This is a genomic window from Litchfieldella xinjiangensis (genome assembly GCF_000759345.1).
Lineage (GTDB): Bacteria > Pseudomonadota > Gammaproteobacteria > Pseudomonadales > Halomonadaceae > Litchfieldella_A > Litchfieldella_A xinjiangensis.
Map to the genome: position 1 here is coordinate 205,721 of NZ_JPZL01000001.1, position 16,425 is coordinate 222,145.

Here is a 16,425-nt window from a genome sequence, read left to right on the forward strand (position 1 = left end):
AGGCAAACGCCACGGCGTTCGCCGTGGCGTTTCGGGACCGCATTATAATCAAGACATGGGCCCGATGTACAAATTGCTAAATCAAGCGCGCTCGGGAGGCCTGGCCCACGTCACGATCGAGCATCGTTTCGTGGACGTGCTGCAGACTCGTGGGATCGTCGATGGTCGATGGCATGCCGTATTCCTTGCCATCGGCAATATGGCGAAGCAGCTTCCTCAAGATCTTGCCTGAGCGTGTCTTGGGCAACCGGTCGACCACCAGTACCTGCTTGAAGCAGGCAATGGCACCAATACGCTCTCGCACCAGACCAATCAACGCCTGCTCGAGCTCAAGCTCGTCTGCTGTCGAACCATCCTTGAGAATCACCAGCCCGACCGGCACTTGTCCCTTGAGCTCGTCGTGGATACCGATGACCGCACATTCCGCTACGGCCGGATGGGACCCAACGACCTCTTCCATCTCGCCCGTGGAGAGCCGGTGTCCTGCCACATTGATGACATCATCGGTGCGTCCCATGACGAACAGATAGCCGTCTTCATCGAAGTACCCGGCATCACCGGTCAGGTAATAGCCGGGAAAGGCCGCCATATAGGCCGCATGGAAGCGCTGCTCATCGCGCCAGATCCCCACCAGGCTGCCTGGTGGCATTGGTTCGCGGATCACCACACTTCCTTGTTCAAAGGGTTCAGCGGCGCCCCCTTTCCGGTTCAGCACGCGCACATCAAAGCCGGGAACCGGCACTGTCGCGGAACCGGCCTTGGTTGGCATCGGCGACAGCCCCTGGAGGTTGGCCGCTATTGGCCAGCCCGTTTCCGTCTGCCACCAGTGGTCGACTACCGGGACGTCAAGCATATCCTCGAGCCAATGAAAGGTCGGTGGATCGAGCCGCTCACCGGCCAGGAACAATGTACGCAGGCAGGAGATGTCGTACTTGGCAAGCAGGTCCCCGTCGGGGTCCTCTTTCTTGATCGCTCGGAATGCAGTCGGTGCCGTGAAGAAGGCTTTGACTTGGTATTCTTCAATCAGCCGCCAGAACGCGCCCGAGTCGGGGGTTCGAACTGGCTTGCCCTCGTACACCAGCGTGGTACACCCCATGAGGAGCGGGGCATAGACGATATAGGAGTGACCGACCACCCAACCTACATCCGAGGCTGAAAAGAAGACCTCGCCCGGTTGCATGCCGTAGACGGTTTCCATCGAATAATGCAGGGCTACGGCGTGTCCCCCGTTGTCGCGGACAACGCCCTTGGGCTTTCCAGTCGTGCCGGAGGTGTAAAGGATATATAGCGGGTCCGTGGCCTTTACCGGGACACAGTCGACCGGCGCGGCTTCGCTCATCAGGGCTTGCCAGTCGTGCTCACCCTCGCCCAGGATGGCGCTTGCCTGCTCGCGCTGAAGAATGACGCAAGCCGCGGGACGGTGATGGCTGGCATCGAGCGCTTGATCGAGTATCGGCTTATAGGGAATGACACGATCCACCTCGATGCCACACGAGGCCGCCACGACCACCTTCGGCTCGGCATCCTCGATTCTCACGGCCAATTCATGCGGCGCGAAGCCGCCGAACACGACCGAGTGCACGGCACCCAGACGAGCGCAGGCATACATGGCCACCAACGCTTCGGGCACCATGGGCATATAGATCACCACCCGATCGCCCTTCTCGACCCCCATACCCGCGAGCACCCCCGCGAAACGTGCTACCTCGTCACGCATTTCACGGTAGGTGATCTTCCGCTTTCCTCCAGTAACGGGGGAATCCCAGATGACCGCCAATTGGTTGCCATGTCCGGCATCTACATGGTGATCGAGCGCGGCATGGCAGGTGTTCATGACCCCATCGACGAACCAGCGAGCATGATTTTGCTCATCAAACTCGAGCGGGATCGAGGGTTCGGTATACCACGGGATTCGCTTGGCCTGTTCCGCCCAGAACGTGTCAGGCTGTTCGATGGCATGGCGGTACGTATTGTTGTATTCAGACATGGGTTAGGCTCAATCAACGCGGAACGATTGTTGACACTCTAGAGTATTCGCGCGTTCGGGCACCTCATACTATGGACTAACCTAGGATCGAAACTCGACTATTGTCGACAACATGGCGAGGCATGAGCAGCGCAGGCCTGCAACGAAGTCATTGAAACAACGTTGACCCCAAGTGGAAAACGGCTTGCCGAGTTGTTGAAGATTTACTAAACAAGAAAGAGGGTGGCAGTCGCACATGCCCTGAAGTCGAGAGCCGGTAAGGACGCTGACAACAAATCCGATCGCTGTCCAACGGGCCCAAGCGCCAGGAGACACGACCATGAGTACTCGCCAATCCGCCCATGTCTTGCTGGATGCGGGAGAGTCGACGCTTAACCAAGCCTCCGCCCTTCTCAAAGCCATGGCCAACGAAAACCGACTCCGGATCCTATGCCTTCTGGGGGATGACGAGTTATCGGTCTCGGAACTCAACGGGAAGCTTAGCCTCAGCCAATCGGCCCTTTCGCAGCATCTTGCCATCCTGCGTCGGGAAGGCATGGTGGAAACACGCCGTGCCTCACAGACGATCTACTACTCGCTGCGAGGCACTCAGGCCAAATCTATCATCGAGACGCTATCGAGCCTTTTCAGAGCCTAAGCACGGCGACGGTCAGCGATCGGCCACCGCCGGATAGAGCAGGCTTAGCGACGCAGCCAACGGCTTGCATCGGCTACCTCGAGCACGCGCTGTAGTCCACGTTCAAGAACATTAGAGAGGCCGAGCCCCATGCGCTCCCCCATGCTGCGTCGAGTTTCGATACTCACGCTGACGACCTTGGCCTCGAGCATGCGATCCTGAAGATACTGCTCACTGGTGCCTAATGTGTCAGCCAACTGATTATCGATGGCTTCCCTGCCGTACCAGATCTCTCCGGTCGCCACGGCCTCCACGTCGAGTACCGGCCGACGCTCTGCGACATGGCGCTTGAACAAGGCATGGGTATTTTCGAGATCCTCGGCGAATTTTTCGCGCCCCTCCTGCGTATTTTCGCCGAATACCGTCAGGGTCCGCTTGTAACGCCCCGCCGTGAGCAGTTCCACGTCGATATCGTGGCGTTTCAAAAGCCGATGTAGATTGGGCAGTTGCGCTACCACACCTATGGAGCCCAGGACCGCGAAAGGAGCGACATGAATACGATCGGCACAGCAGGCCATCATGTAGCCACCGCTAGCAGCAACCTTGTCGATACAGGCGGTGGTTTTCAGGCCTGCCGAGCGCAAGCGATCGAGCTGCGCTGCGGCAAGTCCGTAGGCGTGTACGAGGCCACCGGCGGATTCCAACCGCAACACCACCTCATCCCCTGCCTTGGCCACCCCGAGAACGGCTGAAATCTCCTCGCCCAGACGCGTGGTGGCAGTGGCCTTTAGATCGCCTTGAAAGTCCAGCACCCAGACTGCCGGTGTACTTTCGCCCTGTACCTTGGTTGTTTTTCTTTCCTGCTTGTCGCTGCGCTTGAACGCCTTCATCTGTGCCTTGCGTAGCCCGCTATCCATCGCCGCCAATTGAAGACGACGCTGACGTTGTCGATTGCGTTCGTTCATTCGCTCGACACGTAGCCGCGTGCGCTCGCTACCGGACGACTTGGCGCGGCTCAAGATCGCCACGACCAGAACCAGCACGGCGATCAATGTCACGGCCTTCGCCAGGAACATGCCGTATTCCGCTAGCCATTCACTCACTGGGGCGTCTCCTTGAGTTCAATTCCCATAGCGTATTGGGGCATCATACGGGAGGCATCCAGGCACGACGAGACACTTGCCTCAAACGGTTGTTTGAAATATTCTCGACACCAACGCACCGACCATAAGGAAGCCCGAATGACCAACACTGTAATCGACAAGCTGCAAGCTCGCTTCAGCCCTGAGGCTGCACGTGGCATGGACGAGGTCTTTCAATTCTCTTTCAGCGATACGGAAGATTACTATCTGGTCGTCAAGGATGGATCACTGGACGTTCAGCAAGGGGTCCATGATGACCCTTCGGTGACTCTCTCCATGAGTACCGATACCCTCAAGGGCATCATGAACGATGAGATCAACGGCATGACCGCGTTCATGACAGGCAAACTCAAGGCGACGGGCAATGTCATGCTGGCCACGAAGCTGACCAGCTTGTTCCCCAAGGAATAACCCCCTCAACGCCCCTGCTGCGTCACGGCGCGCAGGTGCGTCTCGATCAAGGCGCGCGAAATCGAATACAGAGGCGGAAGCTGGGGCAAACGTGCCGGCGAGAACCATGCGGCATCGGCAATCTCTACACCATCGATATGGATGCGTCGGCTGGCCGCCTCTGCAAAAAATCCCAGCATCAGTGAATGCGGAAACGGCCAGGCCTGGCTGCGGAAATAACTGATCCGACCTACCGTTACGCCCACCTCCTCGAAAATCTCCCGTCTTACGGCATCCTCCGCCGACTCTCCAGGCTCGATGAAGCCAGCCAGTGTCGAATAGCGTCCCGGAGGAAAGCGCGGGCTGCGTGCCAGCAGCAGCGAATCGCCATGGGTCACCAAGGTGATGATGCATGGCGATATCCGAGGATATTGTCTTAGCCCACAAGACGAGCAGTGCATCGCAAATTCATGCTCGACACGTTCGGTCGGGCTGCCGCAGCGTCCGCAATAGCGATGATCACGCCACCATGTGCCTACCTGAAGGGCGGTAGATAACAGGGGAAAATGGGATTCCGGCAACCGTTGCAACCACTCTCTGGCTTCGAGCCAGTCCGGTGACGGTGCGTCTTCCAGTGCCAGGGCCACCGGTGTGTCGTTCCACCACCCCAGGGCCAAGGCATGATCCGGCCAAGACTGGGATGGCTGTAACAACGTGCCCTCGCTTCCTGGCGCGAGGCGCCCGCTCGCCATTTGAATCAGATAACCATGGCGAGGCGCTTCAATCGGTAAATCGCGACGAAACGTCATTCTACCGCCTGTTCCCTTTGCTCCGCTGTCGCGAAAGTATCCCAATGACACTGGCCTGCACTCTGGCGAACGGCATCCAGCTTGGCACGATGCGCGGCCATTTCATCATCGCTGGGCATCACCACGGCTAGCGGTTGGCGTTCGCTACTCACGCGTCGAATGCCTGCCGTGCCTGTCGTCGATGCCTGTCCATTGGCGTCCTGATTGAGACCGTCGAGCGACAGCAGCGTCTGACCGCCGGTCATCGCCAGATAGACTTCAGCGAGTATCTCGGCGTCGAGCAATGCACCGTGCAGGACGCGATGGCCGTTGTCGATCTCGTAACGCTTGCATAAGGCGTCGAGGCTGTTGCGCTGCCCTGGGTGCTTATCGCGGGCCATCTTGAGCGTGTCGAGAACGCGACAGTGCTCGGCAACGGGGCCCAGGGGATTCGTTCCCCGAGCCTTGTTGAGCATGGTCAATTCATGGTCGATGAAGCCCACGTCGAAGGGCGCATTGTGGATGATCAGCTCGGCGCCGTAGATGAACTCCCAGAAAGCATCGGCGATCAGTGCAAAGACCGGCTCCTGGGCGACCCGCTCATCGGTGATCCCGTGGATTCCCACGGCCTCGGCCTCGATCGCCCGCTCCGGGTTGATGTACTGATGGTAATGGTTACCGGTCAGGCGACGGTTGACCATCTCCACGGCCCCGATTTCTATCAGGCGATGGCCATCACGGGGATCGATGCCGGTGGTCTCGGTATCCAAAATGATCTGTCGCATAACTCTCTCAATTTACATGTCGTACGCAACAATCAGGCGCGGGCGGCCTGATGCTCGTCTATGGCTTCGTTGGCCAGGGCATCGGCCCGTTCGTTCTGGGGATGACCACTGTGCCCTTTCACCCAGTGCCACTGGATCTGGTGGCGGCCAGCTTCCTCGAGCAGCATGCGCCAGAGCTCGGCATTCTTCACTGGCTGGCGGGCCGCCGTCTTCCAGCCACGCTTCTGCCAGCCATGCACCCACTCCGTGATCCCCTTGCGCAAATACTGCGAGTCCGTCCACAAGTCGACCTGGCAGGCTCGCTTGAGTTCGCGAAGCGCCATGATCGCGGCCATCAGCTCCATCCGGTTATTGGTCGTCGGGGTCTCGAACCCCTTCAATGTCTTTTCATGTCGACCGCTGTTCATTACCGCCCCCCAGCCTCCCGGCCCGGGGTTGCCTCGGCAAGCGCCGTCGGTATAGATGGTTACATGCGGTAGCGGGGTCTCATTCACCCTCTGTCATCCTTTCCGGTTGGCGACCCAATCGAGTCGCATGGCCCAGCTGTGTACCGCGTAGCGACGAGCCCAGCGACAAGCGGGGACGTTGGATCTGCGCCAATTGCGACTTGCGTCGGGCGCGAATCATGAAGGCATCCCCCAGTGGCAAGTTATGTCGCCGCCCGAGCGTTTCGAGCATGGCATTGTTGGGAATACGCCCCGGGAGATGAAAACCGCAGTAGTCTACCCGCTCGATCTCGAAGTCGACAAACGCCAACCAGTCGCCTAACCGCCCCGGTGTACGCCAGTGTCCCTTCAGGGGCCACTGTTGACGGCGACCGGGCATCAATCGCGAAACGCCGGATAACCCCAGGGGCCCCCAGCCGAAAATGATCAGCCGGCCCTCGTCGGCCGTTACACGTGCCGCTTCCTGGAGAACATGATGGGGGTCTTCCAACACTTCAAGAAGGTGATGAACGACGACCAGTTGCAACACGCCATCGGCCAGGGGCAACTGCCCCGGCTGACATACCAGCGTTTGCGGTGACAAGGCCAGCTCACGATTCGGCGACCATTTCAGCGCATGACGTATCGGACACATGTCACTGAGTTGCGGAGCCATGCTCAACTCCAGGCTATGCGCTCCGTGTATACGCTCGCAAACCGGGCCCAGGCAGGCCCGTTCGGCTTGCCAGTGCGCCTGGCCATCGGCACTGTTCCAGTATTCACGGCCATCGCGTACCAGCTGCGCCAGCGACGTTGCTATCCCAGAATTTGACACAGCGTAGCGTTCTCCCCAAAGTAAGCGGCTTCGCGTCGTCATTTACATATGGCAGCGCTTTTCCTGCATCACCGGTCGATCCGTTCTTGGTCAATCGCTAGTTACTATAACAGCGGGATCGACCTGGTGAGTGACGTTCGAAATCTGGAACGAGGACTGCAACCCATGCTGAGTGTGCTCCCGATACCGGCCCTGAGCGACAACTATATATGGCTTCTCCGTCAGGACACGAGTAACGAAGTTGCCGTCGTCGATCCCGGAGACGCCCGCCCGGTGATCGAATTGCTCGAACGTGAGGGACTGACACTCGGCACGATCCTCATAACCCATCATCATCACGATCACACCGGTGGCCTCGAAGCGCTTATCCGTCAGTATCGGCCGCGTGTGATAGGACCGCAAAATCCGGATATCGTCGGCATCGACGAGCGCCTGGCCGAAGGCGACGAGTGCCATGTACTAGGACGCCGTTTCGAAGTACTCGAGATGCCGGGGCACACCCTGGACCACATCGCCTTCTTCGCGGCAGGGATACCGCCGCTGTTACTGGCTGGCGACGCCCTGTTCTCGGGAGGGTGTGGTCGGCTATTCGAGGGCACACCGGAGCAGATGCATGCTTCACTTGCCAAACTCGCAGCGTTACCCGACGAGACGCTGATTTTTGCAGCGCATGAGTACACCCTGGCCAACCTGCGCTTTGCCAAGGCCGCCGACCCTGACAACCCTGCCATTGGCGCCTATCTAGAGGAATGTCAGCGAGTCCGGGACCAGGACAAGCCCACACTGCCCACGCAGCTCGCCCGAGAACGGCAAGTCAATCCTTTCCTTCGAACCGAGCAACCAGGCGTACGCAACGCCGCGTCCGCCCAGGGGGACACCACGACCTCGCTCGCTACCTTTACCACCCTGAGAGCCTGGAAAGATCGATTTTGAATCCCATGGACGCCACGCCATATAAGCGCCCCAGAGGACTTTCATCATGATACCGCACGCTTTCCGTCACAGGGCAGCAGCACTCATGGGGGCCGTCGCGATTGCCTCCGCCAGCCTGTCCACGGCCGCCTATGCCCATCCCGGACTCACCAATTACCCTCATGGCGTTACGAGTCTGCCCGCGAGTTTCTGGGAGGCCCTGGCACTGCGCCCGGCCGCTGCACAGGATGTATGGGCACGCTTGCGAGAATCGATGCAATGGCAGGAAGAAATTCGCCGACCCAGGGTAAAGGAATGGATCGAGCGTTATCGCAACAATCCTGAGAATATTGCCGAGATTACCGAGAGAGCCACCCCATGGCTGCATTGGATTGTGCAGCAGCTGGAAGCGCGGGACCTTCCTGGTGAAATCGCCCTGCTTCCCTTCGTTGAAAGCTCCTTTGACCCAACGGCACGCAGCTCCATGGGCGCTCGCGGGCTATGGCAATTCATGCCCGGCACTGCAGATGCCCTGGGGCTCCCCCGCACGGGGGGCTATGACGGTAGGCTGGATGTCGTCGCATCGACCCATGCTGCGCTCGATTACATCGAAGAGCAGGCCGAACAGTGGTATGAAGGCGATCTCGAACTCTCGCTAGCCGCTTACAATGCCGGCGCAGGAACCATCAACAATGCCCTTCGGGTTGCCACAAGCCAAGGCAAGTCGGAGACCTACTGGCAACTATTGCTTCCTGGCGAGACCATGCATTATTTGCCCAAGCTCTTGGCGATTTCTGCAATCATCGCAGATCCCGACAGATACCAGGTTGCCTTGCCCGAAATCCCTGATGTGCCAGCCTTTGCCGAAGTAGAGTTGAAGCGGCCGCTGAACCTTGAACATGCCGCGTTTCTGGCGGGCACCAGCGTCGAGACACTTGAAAGTCTCAATCCTGGCCTGCTTAACGGACAGCTGACTCCGGCCAACCATAACGTCCTGCTGGTACCGTCCGAGCATTACGACACGCTGGTCACCAACCTGGCTTCACAGGCCGAATCGTCTGACCAGACGGTGCGTTATCAGGTACAGCGGGGAGACAGCTTGTCACGCATTGCCAGCCGCCACGGTATCAGTCCGGCCACGATCCGGTCATTGAACGGCATCCGCGGCGATATGATACGGGTAGGCCAGATGCTCAAGCTTCCCGAGAACTCGTATACCCGCGCCCAGGCATCGAATGGCTAACTGGAAGGTTGCCCCCTTCTCTAATAGTGAGGATGTTTGCATGATGGCTGCCTGTCGTCGCTCCCTGCCCGGCTTCGCGACCATCCTTCTGCTCTGGCTTGCCGGGATCGGCCTGTGCTTGGCTGTCGAGCCGGCAATGGAAGATGCGGGCGCCGAAACGGTGCATGGTCTGTCCCTTTACGATCAGCCCGAACTGCCCCCCGACTTCACACACTTTCCCTACGTCAATCCGGACGCCCCCAAGGGGGGAAGCATGATCCAGGCGGCAGTGGGAAGCAGCTTTGACTCGACCAACCCCTTTATCATTCGCGGCACCCCGGCCACTGGCATCGGCGAGATATACGACACACTGGTGGAGAGCAACCCAGGTGAGCCGTTCTCTGTCTACGGTTTGCTCGCCAAGGGGATACGTCTCGACCCCGAGCGCCACTGGATCGAATTCGATCTACGTCCCGAAGCACGCTTCCATGACGGGGAGCCGGTCACGGCGGAGGATGTCGTATTCAGTTTCAATCTGCTGCGGGAACAGGGGAACCCTTTCTACGGGGCCTACTATGCCGACGTGGAAAGCGCCGAAGCGCTGGATACCCACACTGTTCGCTTCAACTTCAGCAATAACGGATCCCGTGAATTGCCTCTTATCGTGGGTCAATTACCCATCCTGCCCAAGCACTACTGGCAGGATCGCGACTTCTCCTCACCTACCTTGGCGCGTCACCCCGGGTCTGGCCCCTACCGTATTGCCGAAGTCGATCCCGGGCGTCGTATCGCCTTCGAGCGTGTCGAAGGCTATTGGGGAGAAACGCTGCCGGTCAAGCGCGGCCGGCATAACATCGATCGGCTGGTGTATGACTATTACAGGGATCGAGACGTTGCCATGGAAGCGTTCAAGGCGGGAATCATCGATTTGCGTATCGATGCCCGAGCAGCGACCTGGGCCACTGGCTACGACTTCCCGGCCTTTCATGAAGGCTATGTCAAGCGCCTGACAATTCCCGATGGGCAGCCAGCCAGAATGCAGGCGTACGCCATCAACCTGCGCAAGGAAAAATTCCAGGATCGTCGTGTACGTGAAGCACTGAACCTGGCCTTCGATTTCCCATGGCTCAATGCCAACATCTTCTACGACACCTATCAGCGCACCGAAAGTTTTTTCCAGAACTCGGATATGGCGGCCGAGGGCTTGCCGAGCGCGCGTGAGCGCCAGATACTCGAGCCGTTTCGCGATCAGCTTCCGGATCGCGTTTTCCAGGAGCCGTTGCCTATCGAACACCCCATACAGCTCCGGGATCGGTTGCAGCGTGCCTATGAACTGCTTTTGGACGCTGGCTACGAGGTCCGCGGTGAAACGCTGGTGCATGCCGAACGAGGCACCCCGCTGACGGTCGAGGTTCTGCTATACGACACCGGTATGGAGCGCGTCGTGCAGCCCTTATTGCGCAATCTCTCGAGACTGGGTATTCAAGGCAGTATTCGCATCGTCGACGTGAACCAGTACCTGAATCGTCTCCGAAGCTTCGATTTCGACCTGGTGACCGCCCAGTTCCCCCAATCCAACAACCCGGGCAACGAACAGCGCGAGTACTGGACCAGCGACTACGCCGAGCAGCCCCAGGCGCGCAACCTGATGGGACTCAGCCATCCTGTGGTCGATTCGCTCGTCGAGCAACTGATCCGAGCCGGTAACCGCGAATCCCTGAACGCCCATGCCCAGGCACTGGATCGCGTTTTACGTCATGGCTTTTACGTTATCCCCCATTATCATTCCGGTGAGACGCGGTACGCGATGTGGGACAAGTTCGAATACGCTGAACTCCCTGAGTTCGGTACCGATCTCGCTTCTTGGTGGGTCGATCCCCAACGTGCCAGAGAGATACTTGAGCGTCAGGGTCGCCGCTAGGTCGTAGACAAGACAAGGACACATTGTGGCCAGCTACATCCTTAGACGATTGTTGCTGATGATCCCCACCCTGCTGGGGATCATGCTGCTCAATTTCATTATCGTTCAAGCGGCACCGGGCGGTCCTATCGATCAGTTGTTGGCGCGATTCGAAGGCATGGAGTCGATGTCCAGCACCCGACTCGATGCGGGCGGGGGCGACGTGGTGGTGCGTGACGAATCCCGGGGAGCCAGAGGCATCGACCCACAATTCATCGAGCGACTCGAGGCCCAGTTCGGTTTCGACCAGCCAGCCCATGAGCGCTTCCTGGGCATGCTGGTCGACTATGCCACCTTCGACTTCGGCAACAGTTTCTTCCGCGATCGTCCCGTGATCACCCTGATGCTGGAGCGCTTGCCCGTCTCGATTTCACTGGGTTTATGGACTTCATTGCTGGTCTACCTGATCTCGATCCCGCTGGGGATACGCAAAGCGTTGCGTCATGGCTCGCCTTTCGATGTGTGGAGTTCGGGACTGGTCATCGTCGGCTACGCCATTCCCGGGTTTCTGTTCGCCATTCTCCTCATCGTCCTGTTCGCGGGCGGGAGCTATTGGGATCTTTTCCCCTTACGCGGATTGACCTCGCCCCACTTCGATGAGCTTTCGACATGGGGCAAGATCAAGGATTATTTCTGGCACATCACGCTACCCGTCATCGCCATGACGATCGGCAGCTTCGCTACATTGACCATGCTGACCAAGAACAGCTTTCTAGACGAGATACACAGGCAATATGTGCTGACGGCCCGCGCCAAGGGCGCCAGTGACCGCCGCATCCTCTATGGTCACGTGTTTCGCAATGGCATGTTGATCATCATTGCCGGTCTTCCTTCCGCCCTGGTCAGCATCTTCTTTACCGGTTCATTGCTCATCGAGGTCATTTTCTCGCTTGAGGGGCTGGGGCTACTCGGCTTCGAGGCGGTCATGCAGCGCGACTATCCGGTCATCTTCGGCACGCTCTACCTGTATACCTTGATCGGACTCATCCTGAAGCTGGTTTCCGATCTCACCTATGTCTGGGTCGATCCTCGTATCGACTTCGAGAGCCGGGAGTCCTAGACCATGCCACGCCTGAGCTTGTCCCCCATCGCCCGGCGCCGTCTTGCGGTATTCCGCCATAACCGACGCGCCTGGGTATCGCTGTGGCTTTTTCTGGTATTGTTCGGGATCAGCTTGCTCGCGGAGCTGATCGCCAATGACAAGCCATTGGTGATGCGGTATGACGGCCAATGGTATGCCCCCCTGCTCGTCGATTATCCCGATATGGAATTTGGCGGCTTCCTGCCTACCCGAGCGGATTACCACGATCCGTTTACCCAGCAGCAGATTGCAGAGCACGGCTGGGCACTGTGGCCCGTAATCCCGTTCTCCTATCAAACACTCGACATGCAGATGCGGCGCCCCTCGCCTTCCCCCCCGGATAGCCGGCATTGGCTGGGGACCGACGATCAGGGGCGTGACGTCCTGGCGAGGGTCATCTATGGCTTTCGGCTATCGGTATTCTTCGCGCTGGTGCTTACGGCAGGTTCGCTATTGCTGGGCGTGGTATTCGGCGGGATACAGGGCTACTTCGGTGGCAAGACGGACCTCATCGGCCAACGTCTGACCGAGATATGGTCAGGGCTGCCGGTGTTGTTCCTGCTGATCATCCTGGCCAGTTTCGTCCAGCCCAACCTGTGGTGGCTACTGGGCATCATGCTCCTGTTTTCGTGGTTGGGACTTGTCGATGTGGTACGAGCGGAGTTCCTGCGTGCGCGCAATCTGGAGTATGTACGTGCCGCCAAGGCCATGGGGCTGCCCTCTCGCCTGATCATGTGGCGTCATGTACTCCCCAATGCCATGGTCGCCACGCTGACATTCATCCCGTTTCTCTTCACCGGTGCCATCACCACACTCACGGCGCTGGATTTCCTGGGTTTCGGATTACCCCCCGGTTCCCCCTCGTTGGGAGAACTCGTGGCTCAGGGCAAGAACAACCTACAGGCTCCTTGGTTGGGGATCACCGCGTTCGTCAGTCTGTCTGTGATGCTGTCGCTGCTGGTCTTCATCGGCGAGGGCTTGCGTGACGCGTTCGACCCACGCCACATCCAGTTCGCACCCAGCGCCAGCCCAACAGCGCCTACTGCCACAAGGATGACGCCCAATGGTCAGTGATAGTCTGTTTCGGCTCGAGGACTTCAGCATCGAATTCGATGGTGTCCCGGTCGTCGACCGTCTGTCGATCGAGATTCGCCCCGGGGAAACCCTGGCTCTGGTCGGCGAGTCCGGGTCGGGCAAATCGGTAAGCGCATTGGGGGCCTTGGGCCTGCTCCCAGGCAACGCCCGTGTGAGCGGAGGGCGATGGCTGGAGGACAGCGACCTGGACCGGCTTAGCCAACGGCAATGGCAAGCCCTGCGTGGCGGGCGTGTCGGGTTTGTCTTTCAGGAGCCGATGACTTCATTGAATCCTCTGCATACCGTAGGCAAGCAGATCGGCGAGACGCTGCGCCTGCATCAAGGGCTCAGTGGACGAGCCGCCAGGGATCGGACACGGGAGCTCCTGACCCAGGTGAAGCTACCGCGTCCCGATGAACTGCTGGATGCGTGGCCCCATCAGCTTTCCGGTGGCCAGCGCCAGCGTGTCATGATCGCCATGGCCATTGCCAACGATCCGGTCCTGCTGATTGCCGATGAACCCACCACTGCGCTGGACGTTACGGTACAACAGGAGATTCTGGCCCTGCTCGCCGAACTGCGTAGCGCCTATGGGATGGGCATGCTGTTCATCACCCACGACCTGAATCTCGTGCGACGCAACGCAGATCGCGTATGTGTCCTCTACCGAGGGCGTGAGCAAGAGACCGGCCCCGTGGAACAGGTGTTCACCACGCCTCGAAGCGAGTACACCCGCACGCTGATCGATGCTGAACCCAGTGGCCGAGCGGCCCCCCTGAAACAACGAGACACGTTGCTTGAGGCGCATGATTTATCAGTGAACTTCAGCCGCCCAAAGCGGCTGTTTTCTCGTCGCCCATCGCCCTTTGTCGCCGTACATCCATTGTCATTCACACTGTCACGCGGAGAGACCTTGGGCATCGTTGGCGAGTCGGGCTCCGGCAAGACGACCCTGGCCATGGCCGTGCTACGCCTGGTACGGAGCCAGGGCGAAGTCCATTTCGATAATGAGCGTCTCGACACCCTCACAGGCACCACCCTGCGAAAGGCCCGGCGCCGCTTCCAGGTGGTTTTCCAGGATCCCTACGGTTCACTGTCGCCTCGCCTTCCGGTATCCGAGATCGTCAGCGAGGGCTTGCGTTTCCATCACCCTGAACTGAGCGAAAGCGAGGTCAACCATCGCGTACAGGTGACGCTTGAGGAGGTCGGACTGCCCCAGGATTGCGCCTCTCGCTATCCTCACGAGTTCTCGGGGGGACAGCGACAGCGCATTGCCGTGGCTCGTGCCCTGATACTCGAACCTGAACTGCTGATACTGGACGAGCCCACGTCCGCACTTGACCGGAGCGTACAGAAACAGCTCGTGGAGCTACTGCGCAACCTCCAGCAGAAACGAGGACTCAGCTACCTGTTCATCAGTCATGACTTGGCAGTGGTACGCGCCATGGCCCATCGCGTCATGGTGCTCAAGGACGGCCGAGTGGTCGAGGAAGGCCGCTGCGAGGAGGTACTGGGCGCTCCGCAGACGGCCTATACACAGGCGTTGGTGGATGCCTCCGTCTTGACTGTACAGTCCGGTTAGGACCGGGAGGTCAGACACAGAAACGCAACATCAAAGGTAACGGTATAATCCTCAGACCGACGCAATTTCTTCGTCAGTCAAATGCCGCCATTCACCGGGAGCCAACCCGGCATCGAGCTTGATATCGCCGATCGACTCGCGGTGTAGTGCCTCGACACGGTTACCCACGGCCGCGAACATGCGCTTGACCTGATGATATTTGCCTTCGAAGAGCGTCAGCCTGGCCTCGGTTGGCGAGGTCATTTCCAACTCGGCCGGTCGCGTGGGCTTCTCTTCGCCATCCAGCAACACGCCTTCGGCAAATGCCCTACGCACGTCTTTCTCGGCGTCCCCTTCGATGGGATCCGCCAACGCCACACGGTAGACCTTGCCACAGCGCCGCTTGGGTGAGGTAACGCGATGCGACCATTGTCCATCGTCGGTGAGCAGGACCAACCCGGTCGTATCGACATCCAGTCGACCCACGGTCTGCAGCCTCTCGGCCTTGGGTAGATCGACAAGATCGGTAATCAGTGGGTATAGGCCCCGCCGGGCGGTGCATTCCACGCCGGCCGGCTTGTAGACCATCAGGTAACGTAATCCAACCAACGACAGGCGTTGGCCCAACCAGGTGACCTGTTGAGCCTCACCGACCTGGGTTGCCGGATTCTTGACCATCTCACCATCGATACTCACTTCACCGCGATGCATGGCCTTCTTGGCCAGGGTTCGTGTGAGCTCGGTCGTCTCGCAAAGAAACTTGTCCAATCGCATTCAGGGGTATACCTCGAAACGGTCGCCATCCATCCAGGCGGGGAATTTCTCGCGGAATTCAGACAATGAATCCCGGTCTAGCGTGACGGTTTCAATAAAGGGCTCATTGCGGGGGCGGTCGAGAACCGGCTCACCCTTGAAGTCGACCAGCATGGAATCGCCGGCGTACTCGAGCCCCTTGGCATCCTGCCCCACGCGGTTAACACCGATGACGTAGCATAGGTTCTCTATCGCCCGCGCCTGAAGCAGCGTACGCCAGGGTTGGCGGCGGGGTGCAGGCCAGTTGGCCACGCAAAGCAACGCATCGTACTCGAAGTGATCCTGCTCGATTGGCTGCTGACGAAGCCAGACTGGAAAGCGAAGGTCATAGCAGACCGAAAGCAGCAATCGGAACCCTTTCAGTTCGACGACGACGCGGCGCTGGCCCATCCCATAGCGCTCATGCTCGCCCGCCATGCGAAACAGGTGGCGCTTATCATAATGAAGAGGCGCTTTACCGGGCTCGGCCCAGATCATGCGGTTGTAATACTGCCCTTCCTGCTGCACGGCAATACTGCCCGTCATGACAGAACCCCGCTGCTCAGCCTGCTCACGGATCCAAGCCACGCTCTGGCTGGTTTCCATCGGCTCAGCCATTTCGCGGGAGTTCATGGTGAAGCCGGTAGCGAACATTTCGGGCAGCACGATCAAGTCGGTGTCATCGGACCCCAGGTCACCCAGTATTTCTTCCAGCATCTGGCAGTTGGCGTGCGGATCTTCCCAACGCAGATCGCACTGCACCAGAGTCACCTTCAATTCGCTCATCGTTGTCTCTCCTTGCGTGACTGACTCCCAGCCTAAAGGAAGCAGCGCCTTGTCGCAGCCCATGCTAGA

The 16,425-nt window shown here is 59.1% G+C and carries 16 protein-coding genes; 8 read left to right on the forward strand and 8 right to left on the reverse strand.

From position 1 onward, the window contains the following. Positions 1 to 76: 76 nt before the first annotated feature. The gene (locus tag JH15_RS00950; protein WP_043526134.1) at positions 77 to 1,987 is read right to left on the reverse strand and encodes a propionyl-CoA synthetase; all 1,911 of its coding nucleotides are present in this window, start codon (positions 1,985 to 1,987) and stop codon (positions 77 to 79) included. Between the two features lie 319 nt (positions 1,988 to 2,306). On the opposite strand from JH15_RS00950, the gene JH15_RS00955 reads away from it, so the two are divergent. After that, a complete protein-coding gene (locus tag JH15_RS00955; protein WP_043526136.1) occupies positions 2,307 to 2,624 on the forward strand; it encodes an ArsR/SmtB family transcription factor in 318 nt (105 codons plus the stop codon). 44 nt (positions 2,625 to 2,668) lie between these two features. Here the strand turns inward: JH15_RS00955 and sohB are convergent, their stop codons facing one another. After that, positions 2,669 to 3,706, reverse strand: coding sequence for a protease SohB (gene sohB, locus JH15_RS00960; RefSeq protein WP_043526139.1), 1,038 nt, complete (start codon positions 3,704 to 3,706; stop codon positions 2,669 to 2,671). A gap of 138 nt (positions 3,707 to 3,844) precedes the next feature. On the opposite strand from sohB, the gene JH15_RS00965 reads away from it, so the two are divergent. Continuing rightward, on the forward strand, positions 3,845 to 4,156 hold the full coding sequence (locus JH15_RS00965; RefSeq protein ID WP_043526141.1) for an SCP2 sterol-binding domain-containing protein: 312 nt from the start codon (positions 3,845 to 3,847) through the stop codon (positions 4,154 to 4,156). A 5-nt stretch (positions 4,157 to 4,161) separates the two neighbouring features. On the opposite strand, the gene nudC is transcribed toward JH15_RS00965, so the two are convergent. The 4 genes from nudC to JH15_RS00985 are packed head-to-tail and all read right to left on the reverse strand — an operon-like array spanning position 4,162 to position 6,968. Beyond that, entirely contained in the window at positions 4,162 to 4,944 is a 783-nt protein-coding gene (gene nudC, locus JH15_RS00970; RefSeq protein ID WP_043526142.1) for an NAD(+) diphosphatase, read from the reverse strand. Then, positions 4,941 to 5,708: a DNA polymerase III subunit epsilon gene (gene dnaQ, locus JH15_RS00975; RefSeq protein ID WP_043526143.1), complete on the reverse strand. Its 768-nt coding sequence runs from the start codon at positions 5,706 to 5,708 to the stop codon at positions 4,941 to 4,943. Before dnaQ ends, nudC begins: the two co-directional genes overlap by 4 nt. Positions 5,709 to 5,740: 32 nt before the next feature. After that, positions 5,741 to 6,202, reverse strand: a complete 462-nt coding sequence (gene rnhA, locus JH15_RS00980; protein WP_043526144.1) for a ribonuclease HI — start codon at positions 6,200 to 6,202, stop codon at positions 5,741 to 5,743. After that, positions 6,195 to 6,968 carry a class I SAM-dependent methyltransferase gene (locus tag JH15_RS00985; protein ID WP_043528553.1) on the reverse strand — a complete coding sequence of 258 codons (774 nt, stop codon included), beginning with the start codon at positions 6,966 to 6,968 and terminating at the stop codon, positions 6,195 to 6,197. The genes rnhA and JH15_RS00985 overlap by 8 nt, the downstream gene beginning before the upstream one ends. A 165-nt stretch (positions 6,969 to 7,133) precedes the next feature. Between JH15_RS00985 and gloB the strand changes: the two genes are divergently transcribed. From gloB to JH15_RS01015, 6 genes are all read left to right on the forward strand, one after another. Then, positions 7,134 to 7,901, forward strand: a complete 768-nt coding sequence (gloB, locus tag JH15_RS00990; RefSeq protein ID WP_043526145.1) for a hydroxyacylglutathione hydrolase — start codon at positions 7,134 to 7,136, stop codon at positions 7,899 to 7,901. 46 nt (positions 7,902 to 7,947) lie between these two features. Beyond that, the gene (locus JH15_RS00995) at positions 7,948 to 9,123 is read left to right on the forward strand and encodes a transglycosylase SLT domain-containing protein (RefSeq protein ID WP_052383831.1); all 1,176 of its coding nucleotides are present in this window, start codon (positions 7,948 to 7,950) and stop codon (positions 9,121 to 9,123) included. 136 nt (positions 9,124 to 9,259) lie between these two features. Continuing rightward, positions 9,260 to 11,023 (forward strand): extracellular solute-binding protein, encoded by a 1,764-nt coding sequence (locus JH15_RS01000; protein ID WP_052383945.1) that lies wholly within the window; start codon positions 9,260 to 9,262, stop codon positions 11,021 to 11,023. A 25-nt stretch (positions 11,024 to 11,048) separates the two neighbouring features. Next, the gene (locus JH15_RS01005; RefSeq protein WP_043526146.1) at positions 11,049 to 12,122 is read left to right on the forward strand and encodes a microcin C ABC transporter permease YejB; all 1,074 of its coding nucleotides are present in this window, start codon (positions 11,049 to 11,051) and stop codon (positions 12,120 to 12,122) included. A 3-nt stretch (positions 12,123 to 12,125) separates the two neighbouring features. Beyond that, a complete protein-coding gene (locus JH15_RS01010) occupies positions 12,126 to 13,217 on the forward strand; it encodes an ABC transporter permease (protein ID WP_052383832.1) in 1,092 nt (363 codons plus the stop codon). Further along, the gene (locus JH15_RS01015; RefSeq protein WP_043526148.1) at positions 13,207 to 14,799 is read left to right on the forward strand and encodes an ABC transporter ATP-binding protein; all 1,593 of its coding nucleotides are present in this window, start codon (positions 13,207 to 13,209) and stop codon (positions 14,797 to 14,799) included. The genes JH15_RS01010 and JH15_RS01015 overlap by 11 nt, the downstream gene beginning before the upstream one ends. 51 nt (positions 14,800 to 14,850) lie before the next feature. Here JH15_RS01015 and JH15_RS01020 read toward each other — a convergent pair whose 3' ends face one another. Both JH15_RS01020 and JH15_RS01025 read right to left on the reverse strand, forming a co-directional pair. Continuing rightward, positions 14,851 to 15,552 carry a pseudouridine synthase gene (locus JH15_RS01020; RefSeq protein ID WP_043526150.1) on the reverse strand — a complete coding sequence of 234 codons (702 nt, stop codon included), beginning with the start codon at positions 15,550 to 15,552 and terminating at the stop codon, positions 14,851 to 14,853. Further along, complete coding sequence (locus JH15_RS01025; RefSeq protein ID WP_043526152.1) at positions 15,553 to 16,356, reverse strand: amidohydrolase; 804 nt, start codon at positions 16,354 to 16,356, stop codon at positions 15,553 to 15,555. Positions 16,357 to 16,425: the final 69 nt, after the last annotated feature.

What these genes read in the sequence shown, in the direction of transcription:
- JH15_RS00955 (WP_043526136.1), top strand. Translation starts at nt 2,307, where the DNA reads ATGAGTACTCGCCAATCCGCCCATGTCTTGCTGGATGCGGGAGAGTCG.
- JH15_RS00995 (WP_052383831.1), top strand. Translation starts at nt 7,948, where the DNA reads ATGATACCGCACGCTTTCCGTCACAGGGCAGCAGCACTCATGGGGGCC.
- nudC (WP_043526142.1), bottom strand. Translation starts at nt 4,944, where the DNA reads ATGACGTTTCGTCGCGATTTACCGATTGAAGCGCCTCGCCATGGTTAT.
- JH15_RS00950 (WP_043526134.1), bottom strand. Translation starts at nt 1,987, where the DNA reads ATGTCTGAATACAACAATACGTACCGCCATGCCATCGAACAGCCTGAC.
- JH15_RS00965 (WP_043526141.1), top strand. Translation starts at nt 3,845, where the DNA reads ATGACCAACACTGTAATCGACAAGCTGCAAGCTCGCTTCAGCCCTGAG.
- gloB (WP_043526145.1), top strand. Translation starts at nt 7,134, where the DNA reads ATGCTGAGTGTGCTCCCGATACCGGCCCTGAGCGACAACTATATATGG.
- JH15_RS01015 (WP_043526148.1), top strand. Translation starts at nt 13,207, where the DNA reads ATGGTCAGTGATAGTCTGTTTCGGCTCGAGGACTTCAGCATCGAATTC.
- JH15_RS01020 (WP_043526150.1), bottom strand. Translation starts at nt 15,552, where the DNA reads ATGCGATTGGACAAGTTTCTTTGCGAGACGACCGAGCTCACACGAACC.
- dnaQ (WP_043526143.1), bottom strand. Translation starts at nt 5,708, where the DNA reads ATGCGACAGATCATTTTGGATACCGAGACCACCGGCATCGATCCCCGT.
- JH15_RS01010 (WP_052383832.1), top strand. Translation starts at nt 12,126, where the DNA reads ATGCCACGCCTGAGCTTGTCCCCCATCGCCCGGCGCCGTCTTGCGGTA.
- JH15_RS01025 (WP_043526152.1), bottom strand. Translation starts at nt 16,356, where the DNA reads ATGAGCGAATTGAAGGTGACTCTGGTGCAGTGCGATCTGCGTTGGGAA.
- JH15_RS01000 (WP_052383945.1), top strand. Translation starts at nt 9,260, where the DNA reads ATGGAAGATGCGGGCGCCGAAACGGTGCATGGTCTGTCCCTTTACGAT.